We start from the raw sequence: 12617 nt of genomic DNA, 5'->3' as shown, positions 1-12617 counted from the left end.
GCGGTGTTCGAAATTTCAACAGTGCGCGAGCGCAGCTGCGCGCGGAGGCAGGCCGCGCCGCGTGGCATGTCGCTTGCGTGCGCCCTGTGCATTCCTACGCAACGGCATGTGCGCCGAACCACACCATGAACGATCGCGGCCCCCTGACCGACGACGCCATCGCGTTCATCCGCGAGCAGGCGTTCCTGATCGTCGCGACCGCCGACGCGGCCGGCAACAGCGACTGCTCGTACCGCGGCCGCCAGCCGCGTGCGGACGGCTCGTTCGAGCCGCTCGTCGACCTGCCCGACCGCCGCACGCTCGTGCTGCCCGACTTCGCGGGCAACCACCTGTTCAACACGATCGGCAACCTGCTGGTGAATCCGGCCATCGCGCTGCTGTTCGTCGACTTCGTGCGGCAGACGACCTGGCTCGTGCAGGGCCATGCGACGATCGACGAGGAGGCGGGAAGCCGTGCGCATCTGTGGCCCGATGCGCGGCGCTATGTGGTGGTTGAAGTGGCACATGCCCAGGCACGGGCGGATGCGACGCTGCCGCCGCTGGTGCTGGCTTGAGGGGCAAGGCGGATCGTCAGCGTGCGAATGCGGCGATGACGAAATCGATGACGAAATAGGACGACGCTCCGGCCACCGTGGCCGGAGCCGCCCGTGCGCGACGACGCGTGGCTCAACGCGCGTGCGTCTCCGCACAAGCCGGTTCGATCCGGTTGCGCACCGGCACGTCGGCATGCGCGTGCTCGTCGGTATCGTCGCCCGTTTCGGTAGCCGCCGGTCGCCCACCAAGAAACGCAAACACCACCCCCGCACACAGCACCGTCACGACCGCCAGCCCGATCAACAACCGATCGAACGCATGCGTGTAACTCGCGAGCAGCGCCGCATGCCCGACACCCGGCAGCGCAACCGCCGCACCCGCAAGATCACCGGTCGCGAGCCGCGCCGCCGCACGCAGCGTCGCGTCGGGCGTGCCGGCGGCACCCGCCGCCTGCGTCAGCCCCGTCCGCGCGAGCCCAGCCAGCACCGCACCCACGATCGCGAGCGCGATCCCTTCGCCGGCCACGCGCGTCGTGCTGAAGATCCCCGTCGCCATCCCCGCGCGCTCCTTCGGCACGACGCTCACCGACAGCCCGTCCATCAGCCCCCACGGCATCCCGGCGCCGACGCCGATCGTCACCATCGGCGCGATCGCCGCGGCCCCCGCGCCGCCGCGCAGCGCGATGCCCAGCCACACGAGCCCGGCCGCCGCGATCAGGAGCCCGAACCCCGAGATCACGCCGGCCGACAGCCAGCGCGTGAGCGTCGCCGCGATGAACGGCACGATCAGCATCGGCGCGGAAATCGCGAGCATCAGCCAGCCGGCGTCAATCTCGCTGAAGCCGTCGATGCCGATGAAGCGCAGCGGCAGCACGACGAGCAGCACGATGTAGCAGCAGCAGGTCGACACCGGCAGCACCTGCACGCCGACGAAGCGCGCGATCCGGAACAGCGACAGATCGAGCATCGGCCGCGCGACGCGCGTCTCGATCGCGACGAACGCGCCCGCGCCGAGCGCCGCGCCTGCCAGCAGCGCGATCACCAGCGGGCTCGTCCAGCCGCGCGCGGGCGCCTCGATCACGCCGAACGTGAACAGCGTCAGCGCGGTGGTGAACGCGGCCGTGCCGGGCCAGTCGAGCCCCGTCGCATGCGGGTCGCGCGACTCGTGCATGCGCGGCAGCCCGAATACGAGCGACAGCCCGCCGGCCACCGCGCTCGTCACGAAGATCGCGCGCCAGCCGTAATGCCCGATCAGCGCGCCGGCGAGCACCGGCCCGAACGCGAGCCCGATGCCGAAGGTCGTGCCGAGCAGGCTGAATGCGCGCGTGCGCGCCGCGCCGTCGAACTCCTGCGCGAGCGCGGCCGTGCCGCCCGCGAGCGCCGCGGCCGCCGCGAGCCCTTGCGCGGCGCGCAGCAGGTCGACCGCGAGCATCGACGGCGCGAACGCGAGCGCGACCGACATCAGCGTGAAGCCGCCGACGCCGACCGCGAACAGGCGCTTGCGGCCGAACTGGTCGGCCAGCGCGCCGGCCGCCATCAGGAAACTGCCGAACGCGAGCATGAACGCGTTGGTGATCCAGTTCATCGCGACCGTCCCGCCGTGCAGGTCGCGGCCGATCGCGGGCGTCGCGACGGCGCCGCCCGAAAACGACAGCGGCAGCGCGACGGCGGCCAGGCAGACGGCGGCCAGCACCCATGCGCGCCGGCGTGCCGACGGGTCCGAAGCGGCTGAAAAAGGGTGATCCATCATCGCTCCTCGAAAAGCCGGCGCGGATGCGCCGTCAGAGCGACAGATGATAAATCCGATTCAATCGGCGAAAAACCACGCAAAGCTCCGTATATAACGGACTAGAATTCCGCAATTGACCCGCTCGCGTGCGTCGCCGCACGTCCTTCGATTCGATGGAAAACCTCACCGGCATCGTCGCCTTCGTCCGCACCGCCGAAGCCTTGAGCTTCGTCGCGGCCGGCCGCGCGCTCGGCATCTCGGCGTCGGCGGTCGGCAAGACGATCGCGAAACTCGAGCAGTCGCTCGGCGTGCGCCTGTTCAACCGCACGACGCGGCGCGTCACGCTCACCGAAGAAGGGCGGCACTTCTATGAACGCTGCCAGCGGATCCTCGAGGATTTCCGCGACGCGGAAGCGACCGTGACGGCCTCCGCGCAGCGCCCGCGCGGCAAGCTGCGCGTGAGCCTGCCGGTGATCGGCTACCGCTTCCTGCTGCCGGTGCTGCCCGAATTCCGGCAGCGCTACCCGGACGTCGAGCTCGATCTCGATTTCAACGACCGGATGGTGGATGTCGTCGAAGGCGGCTTCGACGCGGTGATCCGCAGCGGCCCGCTGTCGGATTCGAGCCTGATGTCGCGGCGGCTCGGCCCGTTCGCGTTCGTGCTGTGCGCGACGCCCGCGTATCTCGCGCAGGCCGGCACGCCGCGCACGCCGCGCGATCTCGAAGCGCACGAATGCGTGCGCTACTGCTTCCCGACCACCGGCAAGCTGCAGGACTGGGCGCTCGCGGCCGACGACGGCACGCCGCTGAAGCTGCGCACCGCGCTGACCTGCAACAACATGGAGGCATTGCGCGGTACCGTGCTCGCGGGGCTCGGCATCGGCTACATGCCCGACTTCCTCGCGCGCGATGCGCTTGAGCAGGGCGCACTCGTCACCGTGCTCGACGACTACCGGATCGCGCCGGGGCAATTCTCGATCGTATGGCCGTCGAGCCGGCAGTTGTCACCGAAGCTGCGCGTGTTCGTCGATTTTCTGTGCGAGCGGCTGTTCAGATAGCCGCCCGTCAGGCCGCTCGAACGGCTCGAACACCGCCACGCGGCGGCCCGCGCATGGCCCTTTTCACTCCGCCCCGATCCGCTCCGCCTCCGCCTGCGGCAGCAACGCATCACTGTCGTCCTTCAACCCGACGCCCGTCAGCCCGAGCCGTCGCGCGTGCGTCATCAGGTAATGCAGCTTGTGCGCGGCCCCCGCGTACGGCAGCCCTTCAGGCCGCACGTTCGAGATGCAGTTGCGCAATGCGTCGTGGCAGCCGACCTTCGGCGCCCACGTCAGGTACACGCCGAGGCTGTCCGGCGAGCTGAGCCCCGGCCGTTCGCCGATCAGCATCGCGACGACTTTCGCACGCAGCAATTCGCCGATCTCGTCGCCGAGCGCGACGCGCGCCTGCGTCGCGACCACCACCGGGCCGATCCGCCAGCCATCGGCATCGAGCCGCGGCCGCACGGCCTGCAGCAACGGCAGCGCCTGCTTCGCGGCTGCAAACGCCGACAGCCCGTCGCCGACCACGAACACGACGTCGGGCCCGTCGCCCGTCACCGCGTCGCCGTGCGCCGCCAGCAGCGCGCGCCCGTCATCCGACAGCTTGCGGCCGAGGTCGGGCCGGCGCAGGTAATGCTGGCGATCGGGCGCGGCACTCTGCACGCCGAGCGTCGCGAAGCCGGCCGCGTCGAGCTCGCGCCGCAGCGCGTCCGCGTCGAGCGGCTGGTGCACCGCGTCGCGCGCCTGCGCATGCGACAGGTTGAACGCAAGCAGCGGCGCGGTCGGCAGGCTGTTGCCGGCGCGGCCGAGCGCGATCCGCGCGTTGGTGAACGACTTCAGCTGCGCCCACGGGTTCTTTTCGACGGCGTCGCTCATGCCGAAATCCCCATCCAGTCGTTCGCGCCCGCGAGCAGCGGCACGCGCGACGTCGCCGCGCGCAGCGCGCCGTGCGCGTCGGCGATCTCCATCGTCTCCAGCCACTCCTCGAATTCCGGCGCGCGGCGCAGGCCCAGCACCTCGCGCACGTACAGCTGGTCGTGGAACGACGTGCTCTGGTAGTTCAGCATCACGTCGTCCGCGCCCGGAATCCCCATGATGAAGTTGATGCCGGCCGCACCGAGCAGCGTCAGCAGCGTATCCATGTCGTCCGAGTCAGCTTCCGCGTGGTTCGTGTAGCAGATGTCGCAGCCCATCGGCACGCCGAGCAGCTTCCCGCAGAAGTGATCCTCGAGCCCCGCACGGATGATCTGCTTGCCGTCGTACAGGTATTCCGGCCCGATGAAGCCGACCACCGTGTTCACGAGGAACGGCTCGAACTTGCGCGCCACCGCATACGCGCGCACTTCGCAGGTCTGCTGATCGACGCCGAAGTGCGCGTTCGCCGACAGCGCACTGCCTTGCCCCGTCTCGAAGTACATCAGGTTGTTGCCGACGGTGCCGCGCTTGAGCGACAACGCGGCCTCGCGCGCCTCGCCGAGCAGCGCGAGCGAGATCCCGAAGCTCGCGTTCGCCTTCTCGGTGCCCGCGATCGACTGGAACACGAGATCGACCGGCGCGCCCTTCTCGACCGCCGCGATCGTGTTGGTCACGTGCGTGAGCACGCACGACTGCGTCGGCACGCCGTAGCGTTCGCGGAAGCCGTCGATCATCGCGAGCAGCTTCACGATCGCCGCGAGGCTGTCGGTGGCCGGGTTGATGCCGATCATCGCGTCGCCGCAGCCGTACATCAGCCCGTCGAGCATCGAGGCGGCGATGCCCTTGACGTCGTCGGTCGGGTGGTTCGGCTGCAGCCGCACCGACATCCGGCCCGGCAGCCCGACCGTGTTGCGAAAGCGCGTGACCACGCGGCGCTTCCGCGCCGCCGCGATCAGGTCCTGGTTGCGCATCAGCTTCGACACCGCCGCGACCATCTCGGGCGTGAGGCCCGGCGCGACCCGTTCGAGCGCCGCGCCGTCGGCGGCCGGCGACAGCAGCCAGTTGCGGAACTCGCCGACGGTGAGGTGCGAGATTTCCGCGAAGGCCGCCGCATCGTGATCGTCGACGATGAGGCGCGTGACCTCGTCGTCTTCATACGGGATCACCGCTTCGTTCAGGAATGCCTTCAGCGGCACGCCCGCGAGCGCGATCTTCGCGGCGACGCGCTCCTCCTCGCTCGCCGCCGCGACACCGGCGAGCTGGTCGCCGGAACGCAGCGGGCTCGCCTTCGCGAGCAGCGTCTTCAGGTCCGCGAAACGGTACGTGCGCGAACCGATCGTCTCCGTATAGGACATCTGCGAATCTCCTTGCCAAAAGCCGACGGCGCGCCCGTTCGACGGGGCGCGCCGGATGCCGTCAGGAACGGCCGTTCACCTGCACCTGCTCACTCCTCCAGCAGCACGTCGCCGGGCGCACTCGCACGCTGCGAACGCGTCGCGAGGAAGTACGCGTAGCCGAACGCGAGGAAGCCGAGGAACACCAGCGCGACCAGCCCGTTGAAGTAAATCATCGTACCGAGACAGACGAGCGCGGCCAGGATCGCGAACGCCGGGAAGATCGGGTACAGCGGCGCGCGGAACGGCCGCGCCATGTTCGGCTGCGAGCGGCGCAGCTTGAACAGCGACGCCATGCTCACGATATACATCACGATCGCACCGAATACCGACATCGTCACGATATTCGCGGTCAGCGTCTGCCCGCCGAACTGGATCAGCTCGTCGCTGTAGATCGCCGCGATGCCGACCACGCCGCCCGCGAGAATCGCGCGATGGGGCGTCTTGAAGCGCGGATGCACCTTCCCGAGCCATTCCGGCAGGTAGCCTTCGCGGGCCAGCGCGAAGATCTGGCGCGAATAGCCGAGGATGATCCCGTGGAACGACGCGACCAGCCCGAACAACCCGAGCCACACGAGCATGTGCATCCAGCCGCTGTTCGCGCCGACGATGTACTTCATGGCCTGCGGCAGCGGATCGTTGATGTTCGCGAGCTTGGTCCAGTCGCCCGCGCCGCCGGCGAACACCATCACGCCGATCGCCAGTGCAACGAGGGTCAGGATCCCGGCCACGTACGCGATCGGGATCGAGCGCTTCGGGTTCTTCGCTTCCTCGGCGGCCATCGCGACGCCTTCGATCGCGAGGAAGAACCAGATCGCGAACGGGATCGCCGCGAACATCCCGTGGAACGCGCCCACGCTGAAATGATCGGCGCCCGACCAGCCGCCTTTCATGAAGTTGCTCCACGCGAAGCCCGGCGACACGACGCCCATGAACACCAGCAGCTCGAAGATCGCGAGCAGCGTGACGACCAGCTCGAAGGTCGCCGCGATCTGCACGCCGACGATGTTCAGCGCCATGAACACGAGATACGCGCCCATTGCCGCATGCTTGGGCTCGAGGCCCGGGAACTGCACGTGCAGGTACGCGCCGATCGCGAGTGCGATCGCGGGCGGTGCAAACACGAACTCGACGAGTGTCGCCGCACCGGCGAGATAGCCGCCGGTCGGGCCGAACGCCCGGCGCGCATACGCGAACGGGCCGCCCGCATGCGGGATCGACGTCGTCAGCTCGGTGAAACTGAAAATGAAGGTGGTGTACATCGCCGCGACGAACAACGCGGTGACGACGAAGCCCAGCGTGCCGGCGCTCGCCCAGCCGTAGCTCCAGCCGAAGTACTCGCCGGAAATCACGAGGCCGACCGCGATGCCCCACAGTTGCCAGGTCCCGAGCGTCTGCTGCAGCGCGGGCTGGCCGGACGACTTGGCGCCGGCGGCGGGCCGGCCATTCGACTCTGCTTTCATCGGACTCTCTCCTCAAAGGCGCCGTGCCTGCCGGCCTGCGCGACTGAGAATCGATGCTAGAGAGTCATTAAACGACGTGTTATCGAAATTCGGCAAAGATCGCGGCTGACATTTCGCTTGCGGAAATGCCGACACGGAACGCGTGACGAAGCCGACACGCCGCAGGCGGCACAGCGACAGCCTTCGCCGAACGCCGACAGCCGGGCGCTGGCGGCGCCGCCCGAGCGGACGCTGTCGCGTGGCGTTCCCGCCCGACCGGATACATACGCGGCCGCAGCGCCGTCCGGCCATGCAGCGCGGCCGGACGGAGGCGCGACGGTGGCGTTACTGGCCGCCGCCGCGCTGGTTGAACCAGCGGTCGAGCAGCTTGCCGGCCGCTTCGCGGCCGCCGAGGCCGAACGACAGCGCCACCGCCACCGCGATCGCGCCGAGCACGAGGCCAAAGGCAAGCTGGACGATCTCGTTCGCGATGCCCATCGCGCGCAGCCCCATCGCGAACACGAGGCCCAGGATCGCGAACTGCGCGATGCGCGCGAACAGCACGCTGTGCTCGCGGTCGGCCTGCTCGATCACGCGGCGCGCGAGGCCCGCGAGCCACACACCGATCACGAGGATCACGCCGCCCATCAGCACGTGGCCGCCGAATTCGATGAACAGCGTGACGACGTCGCGCACCTGCGAGAAGCCGAGCCGGTTCGCGGCTTCGACCGACGCGAACAGCATCGCGAAGAACACGATCAGCCGCGCGACCAGCACCGACGGCTGCAGGATCCCCGAGAACACGCGCTCGACGCCGAGCACGGCCGGCAGCCCGTCGGCGCCCGCGGCCTCCAGCAGCTTCTGCGCGAGCGACGCGACGAAGCGCGCGAAGTAGAACGTCACGAGCACGATCACGATCGCCGCGACGATGTCCGGCACCGCGCCGAGGAACTGGTTCAGCATGTTGGTGGCCGGCACCGAGATCGCGTCGATCTTCAGCGCGTCGAGCGCGGAGATCAGTGTCGGCACGAACACGAACACGTAGACGATCGTGCCGATCAGGCTCGACACGCGCACGGGCGTCGGGCTGTCGAGGCGCTGCGTGAGGCGGTCGGCGCCGGCGGCGACGAGCAGGTTCGTCACGAGGCCGCGCAGCACGCGCGCGACGATCCAGCCGACGATGCCGATCACCGCGGCCGCGAAAATGTTCGGCACGATCGCGAGCAGCTTGTCGACCATCCCCTGCACCGGCGACAGCAGCCCCGACAGCGCGAACGACGCGAGGATCGCCGGCAGGAACATCAGGATCACGAGCCAGAACAGCACGTCGCCGAGATAGCCGGTCATCGGCTGCATGCCGGCGCCTTCGGACAGCTTGTCGTCGATCTTGCTCGCCTTCAGCGCGCGGTTCGCGAGGCTGCGCAGCAGCGACGCGATGAGCCACGCGATCAGCGTCAGCGCCGCGCCGCCGATCAGGTTCGGCAGGTAGTTGACGATGTGGGTGACGAGCAGCGAGAACGGGTTGGACACCGCATACAGGTTGAGCACGTTGAAGATGCCCACCGCGGTGACGAGCAGCACGAGCCAGAACAGGCCGCCCGCGATGATGCGCTCGACGCAGGCGCCCTGGCCGGTGCTTTCGTTGATCCGCTGATCGACCTTCAGCGCACTGAGCAGGCGCATCGCGCCGGCCCGCACGACGACGGCGATCAGCCAGCCGATCACCAGGATGCCGATCGCGCCGGCGATCTTTGGCAGATACCCCCCTAGCGTGGTCTGCAGCGACGTGATGAAGCTGGAAGCATCCATTTCTTCTTCTCCCGAAAACGTGGTGTTGCGATTGAACATCGACGAACTACCTGCGTACTTCGAAAAACGTGCTGCCCCGACGGAGCAACTTACCCGAGAAAAATGACGCGATCACCCGATTTCACCGTCTTTAACTTTAGTCATAGATCGCAGGGGGGCAAGACCCCATTTCGCCAAAATAAAATGGGGCTCGACTCGTTGGCCTCCTACGCATTTCCGCAAGATTTATCAAATCGGGCCGTGCTACCGTGACGTCGGTTCCTGCCCTGACACGCCGATGACCATCGAAACGAAACCCGACCCGCCCGCCTGGCTTCGCTATGCGGCGAGCGTGGCGCGCGTGCACGAGTACATCCGCGCACACCTCGACGGCCCGCTCGACCTGAACCGGCTCGCCGAAGTTGCGTGCCTGTCGCCGTATCACTGGCAGCGTGTCTATCGCGCGCTGTATGGCGAGTCGATCGTGCTGACGGTGCGGCGGATGCGGATCGTGCGCGCGTCCGAGGATCTCGTGTGCACGGCGCGGCCGATCGACGAAATCGCGCGGCGCGCGGGCTACGGTTCGACGCATGCGTTCGCGCGGGCGTTTCGCGACGCCTACGGCGTGCCGCCCGTGCAGCACCGTCGCACGGGCAGCCACCGGCCCATCTATCCGTTACAGCGAGGAGAAGCAGACATGTTCAAGCATGAAGTCGAGATTCGGCGGCTACCGGAATTACACGGCTATGCGGTGGCGCACACCGGGTCGTACTTGAAGGTCGGCGACGCGTTCGCCCGGATCGGTGCGTGGGCCGGTCCGCGCGGGCTGATCGGCCCGGGCGCGAAGATGATCGGGATTTTTTACGACGATCCGGACACGACGCCCGAAGCGCAGTTGCGCGCGAAAGCGTGCTTCATGCCGGCCGACGGTGCGCCTGACATCGAACCCGCGCCGCCGGTGGAGCGTGCGACGGTCGCGGGCGGCGAATATGCGGTGCTGCTGCATACGGGGCCGTATGCAGACCTGAAGACGGCCTACCAGTGGCTCTACGGCGACTGGCTGCGTCACTCGGGCCGTGAAGCCGCCGACGCGCCGCCGTTCGAGCTGTACCTCAATACGCCGATGGATGCCGCGCCGGCCGACCTGCGCACCGAGATCTACCTGCCGCTGCGCTGATCGAACGGCCTGCGCGGCGGCCCTGAAACGAAGCGCGCCGGCTGGCGTTCACACACCGCCGGCGCGAATGCGCGGACCAACCGGCTTACGCAGCCTGCGTCCCGCACCCGGGGCAAAACCGCGCGTCGTCCGCCAGCGCCGAGTGGCAGCGGCTGCAGGACTTGCCGCGTTGCGCGGCACCGCACTGCGCGCAGAAGCGCGCATCCGCCGCATTGAGTGCGCCGCAGCCCGCGCAGGCGAGCTGAGTCAGCGGCACGTTGCCGCCGGCCTGCCCGCTTCGACTGTCAGCCGGCGCCTGCCAGCCCCAGCCGTGGCGATCACGGCCGCGCGCATCGTGGCCGTCGTGCCCGTCCCGGCGCTGCCCGCCGTGATGCCCGCCACCGTGGCCGCTATTGTTGCCGTGCCCGCCGCCATGGCCACCGCCATGGCCGCCCAGGATTCGTTTCAGAAAGCTCATCGCCCGCTCCTCAACGCTTGGCCTGCGCGCCGCCGAACGCCCCAGAGGACGACAGCAGCCGCAAACCGTTGGCCACGACGATCAGGCTTGCGCCCGCGTCGGCGAAGACCGCCATCCACATCGTGCCGAGCCCCGCGACCGTGAGGCCGAGGAACACGATCTTCACGCCGAGCGCGAAGCCGATGTTCTGCACCAGTACACGATGCGTCGCACGCGACAGCCGCACGAACGCGGGGATCTTGCGCAGGTCGTCGTCCATCAGCGCGACGTCGGCCGTCTCGATCGCCGTGTCGGTGCCCATCGCGCCCATCGCGAAGCCGATGTCGGCGCGCGCGAGCGCCGGCGCGTCGTTGATCCCGTCGCCGACCATCCCGACCGCGCCCGCGCCGCCGGCCGACAGCTCCTCGACCGCCGCGAGCTTGTCTTCCGGCAACTGGTTGCCGCGTGCGTCGTCGATGCCGGCCTGCTGCGCGATCGCCTGCGCGGTATGCGGGTTGTCGCCGGTCAGCATCGCGGTGCGGATGCCGAGCGCATGCAGATCCGCGATCGCTTCACGGCTCGTCTCCTTGATCGTGTCGGCCACCGCGAAGATGCCAAGCACACGCGCTTCGTCGACCAGCACCACGACGCTCTTGCCCTGCCGCTCGAGCGCATCGAGCTTCGCTTCGAGGGCCGTCGAGCAGCGCTCGAGTTCCTCGACGAGCCGATGGTTGCCGAGCCAGTAGCGCGTGCCGTCGATCGTGCCGCGCACGCCGCGCCCGACGATCGCTTCGAAGTCCTGTACATCGGCGAATGCCGTCGTGCCGCCGTCGCGGGCAGCCGTTGCGATCGCCTGCGACACCGGGTGATCGGAGCGCGCCGCGAGGCTCGCGCCGAGGTGCCGCACGCGTGCCTCGTCGGCGTCGGTCGCGTGCAGGTCGAAGTCGGTCTGCACCGGCTTGCCGTGCGTGATCGTGCCGGTCTTGTCGAGCGCGAGCCACGCGAGCTTGCGCCCTTCTTCCAGGTACACGCCGCCCTTCACGAGAATCCCGCGTCGTGCGGCGGCCGCGAGCCCCGACACGATCGTCACCGGCGTCGAGATCACCAGTGCGCACGGGCATGCGATCACGAGCAGCACCAGCGCGCGGTAGATCCAGTCGTGCCACGCACCGCCCATCACGAGCGGCGGCGCCACTGCGACCAGCAGCGCGACCGCGAACACGATCGGCGTGTAGACGCGTGCGAACTGGTCGACGAAGCGCTGCGTCGGCGCCTTCGCGCCTTGCGCTTCTTCAACTGCGTGGATGACCCGCGCGAGCGTCGAGTTGGCCGCGACGGCCGTCACGCGATAGTCGAACGAACCCGATTCGTTGATCGTGCCCGCGTACACGGCGTCGCCGGTCGTCTTTTCGACGGGCAGGCTCTCGCCGGTGATCGGCGCCTGGTTCACCGTCGAGCGGCCCGCGACGACTTCGCCGTCCAGCCCGATCCGCTCGCCCGGCTTCACGCGCACGACTGCACCGAGCGCCACCTGCGCGGCCTCGATCGTGCGCCACGACCCGTCGGCGTCCTGCACGGTCGCGGTGTCCGGCGCGAGCTGCATCAGGCCCTGGATCGCATTGCGTGCCCGGTCGAGCGACTTCGCTTCGATCAGCTCGGCGATCGTGAAGAGCACCATCACCATCGCGGCTTCCGGCCACTGACCGATCGCCATCGCCCCCGTCACCGCGATGCTCATCAGCGCGTTGATGTTCAGGTTGCCGTTGCGGATCGCGATCCAGCCCTTCTTGTACGTGGTGAGCCCGCACGCGAGCACCGCCGCGAGCGCAAGCGCCGCCGCGAGCCACACGGGCAGGCCGGCCCAGGTCGCGCCTTCGGACGCGATCGCGGCGACACCGGCGAGTGCCAGCGGCCACCACGGCTTCGGGGGTGCGTCAGCGACGCGCGCGGCCGGTGCGCCGGGCGCTGCCGCCTCGGGCGTCATCCCGAGCGAGCGGATCGCGCTTTCGATCGCCGGCTGGGCGTCCGGCACGTGCTCGACCGTCAGCATCCGCTGCATCAGGTTGAATTCGAGCGCCGACACTTCGCTCATCCCGCCGAGCTTCTTGCGGATCAGCGTTTCCTCGGTCGGGCAGTCCATTTGCATGATCCGGAATGCGGAGC

At 68.9% G+C, this 12617-nt stretch carries 10 protein-coding genes; 3 read left to right on the top strand and 7 right to left on the bottom strand.

Features of this window, described 5'->3' with window-relative positions; all coding sequences use genetic code 11:
• Positions 1-125: 125 nt before the first annotated feature.
• Entirely contained in the window at positions 126-554 is a 429-nt protein-coding gene (locus CFB45_RS00695; RefSeq protein ID WP_089424178.1) for a pyridoxamine 5'-phosphate oxidase family protein, read from the top strand.
• Positions 555-666: 112 nt separating this feature from the next.
• On the opposite strand, the gene CFB45_RS00690 is transcribed toward CFB45_RS00695, so the two are convergent.
• On the bottom strand, positions 667-2280 hold the full coding sequence (locus tag CFB45_RS00690; RefSeq protein ID WP_089424177.1) for an MFS transporter: 1614 nt from the start codon (positions 2278-2280) through the stop codon (positions 667-669).
• A gap of 155 nt (positions 2281-2435) precedes the next feature.
• On the opposite strand from CFB45_RS00690, the gene CFB45_RS00685 reads away from it, so the two are divergent.
• Entirely contained in the window at positions 2436-3320 is an 885-nt protein-coding gene (locus tag CFB45_RS00685; protein ID WP_089424176.1) for a LysR family transcriptional regulator, read from the top strand.
• Between the two features lie 63 nt (positions 3321-3383).
• Here the strand turns inward: CFB45_RS00685 and eutC are convergent, their stop codons facing one another.
• The 4 genes from eutC to CFB45_RS00665 form a co-directional block, all read right to left on the bottom strand.
• The gene (eutC, locus tag CFB45_RS00680; protein ID WP_089424175.1) at positions 3384-4178 is read right to left on the bottom strand and encodes an ethanolamine ammonia-lyase subunit EutC; all 795 of its coding nucleotides are present in this window, start codon (positions 4176-4178) and stop codon (positions 3384-3386) included.
• The gene (locus tag CFB45_RS00675; RefSeq protein WP_089424174.1) at positions 4175-5572 is read right to left on the bottom strand and encodes an ethanolamine ammonia-lyase subunit EutB; all 1398 of its coding nucleotides are present in this window, start codon (positions 5570-5572) and stop codon (positions 4175-4177) included. Before CFB45_RS00675 ends, eutC begins: the two co-directional genes overlap by 4 nt.
• 89 nt (positions 5573-5661) lie before the next feature.
• Positions 5662-7074: an ethanolamine permease gene (eat, locus tag CFB45_RS00670; RefSeq protein ID WP_039351387.1), complete on the bottom strand. Its 1413-nt coding sequence runs from the start codon at positions 7072-7074 to the stop codon at positions 5662-5664.
• A gap of 324 nt (positions 7075-7398) precedes the next feature.
• Positions 7399-8862 carry a mechanosensitive ion channel gene (locus CFB45_RS00665; protein ID WP_089424173.1) on the bottom strand — a complete coding sequence of 488 codons (1464 nt, stop codon included), beginning with the start codon at positions 8860-8862 and terminating at the stop codon, positions 7399-7401.
• A 277-nt stretch (positions 8863-9139) separates the two neighbouring features.
• Here CFB45_RS00665 and CFB45_RS00660 point away from each other — a divergent pair, with 277 nt between their 5' ends.
• On the top strand, positions 9140-10018 hold the full coding sequence (locus CFB45_RS00660; protein ID WP_089424172.1) for an AraC family transcriptional regulator: 879 nt from the start codon (positions 9140-9142) through the stop codon (positions 10016-10018).
• Between the two features lie 85 nt (positions 10019-10103).
• Here CFB45_RS00660 and CFB45_RS00655 read toward each other — a convergent pair whose 3' ends face one another.
• Both CFB45_RS00655 and CFB45_RS00650 read right to left on the bottom strand, forming a co-directional pair.
• Entirely contained in the window at positions 10104-10475 is a 372-nt protein-coding gene (locus CFB45_RS00655) for a zinc ribbon domain-containing protein (protein WP_089424171.1), read from the bottom strand.
• 10 nt (positions 10476-10485) lie between these two features.
• Positions 10486-12594 carry a heavy metal translocating P-type ATPase gene (locus tag CFB45_RS00650; RefSeq protein WP_256978053.1) on the bottom strand — a complete coding sequence of 703 codons (2109 nt, stop codon included), beginning with the start codon at positions 12592-12594 and terminating at the stop codon, positions 10486-10488.
• Positions 12595-12617: the final 23 nt, after the last annotated feature.

Source organism: Burkholderia sp. HI2500 (assembly GCF_002223055.1).
Taxonomy (GTDB): domain Bacteria; phylum Pseudomonadota; class Gammaproteobacteria; order Burkholderiales; family Burkholderiaceae; genus Burkholderia.
The sequence above is the reverse complement of the archived record's forward strand: the minus strand, read 5'-3'. Positions and strand labels throughout refer to the sequence as shown.

Coding starts and splice junctions, on each gene's coding strand:
- eutC (WP_089424175.1), bottom strand. CDS start 4,178: ATGAGCGACGCCGTCGAAAAGAACCCGTGGGCGCAGCTGAAGTCGTTC.
- CFB45_RS00685 (WP_089424176.1), top strand. CDS start 2,436: ATGGAAAACCTCACCGGCATCGTCGCCTTCGTCCGCACCGCCGAAGCC.
- CFB45_RS00665 (WP_089424173.1), bottom strand. CDS start 8,862: ATGGATGCTTCCAGCTTCATCACGTCGCTGCAGACCACGCTAGGGGGG.
- CFB45_RS00675 (WP_089424174.1), bottom strand. CDS start 5,572: ATGTCCTATACGGAGACGATCGGTTCGCGCACGTACCGTTTCGCGGAC.
- CFB45_RS00650 (WP_256978053.1), bottom strand. CDS start 12,594: ATGGACTGCCCGACCGAGGAAACGCTGATCCGCAAGAAGCTCGGCGGG.
- CFB45_RS00660 (WP_089424172.1), top strand. CDS start 9,140: ATGACCATCGAAACGAAACCCGACCCGCCCGCCTGGCTTCGCTATGCG.
- CFB45_RS00655 (WP_089424171.1), bottom strand. CDS start 10,475: ATGAGCTTTCTGAAACGAATCCTGGGCGGCCATGGCGGTGGCCATGGC.
- CFB45_RS00690 (WP_089424177.1), bottom strand. CDS start 2,280: ATGGATCACCCTTTTTCAGCCGCTTCGGACCCGTCGGCACGCCGGCGC.
- CFB45_RS00695 (WP_089424178.1), top strand. CDS start 126: ATGAACGATCGCGGCCCCCTGACCGACGACGCCATCGCGTTCATCCGC.
- eat (WP_039351387.1), bottom strand. CDS start 7,074: ATGAAAGCAGAGTCGAATGGCCGGCCCGCCGCCGGCGCCAAGTCGTCC.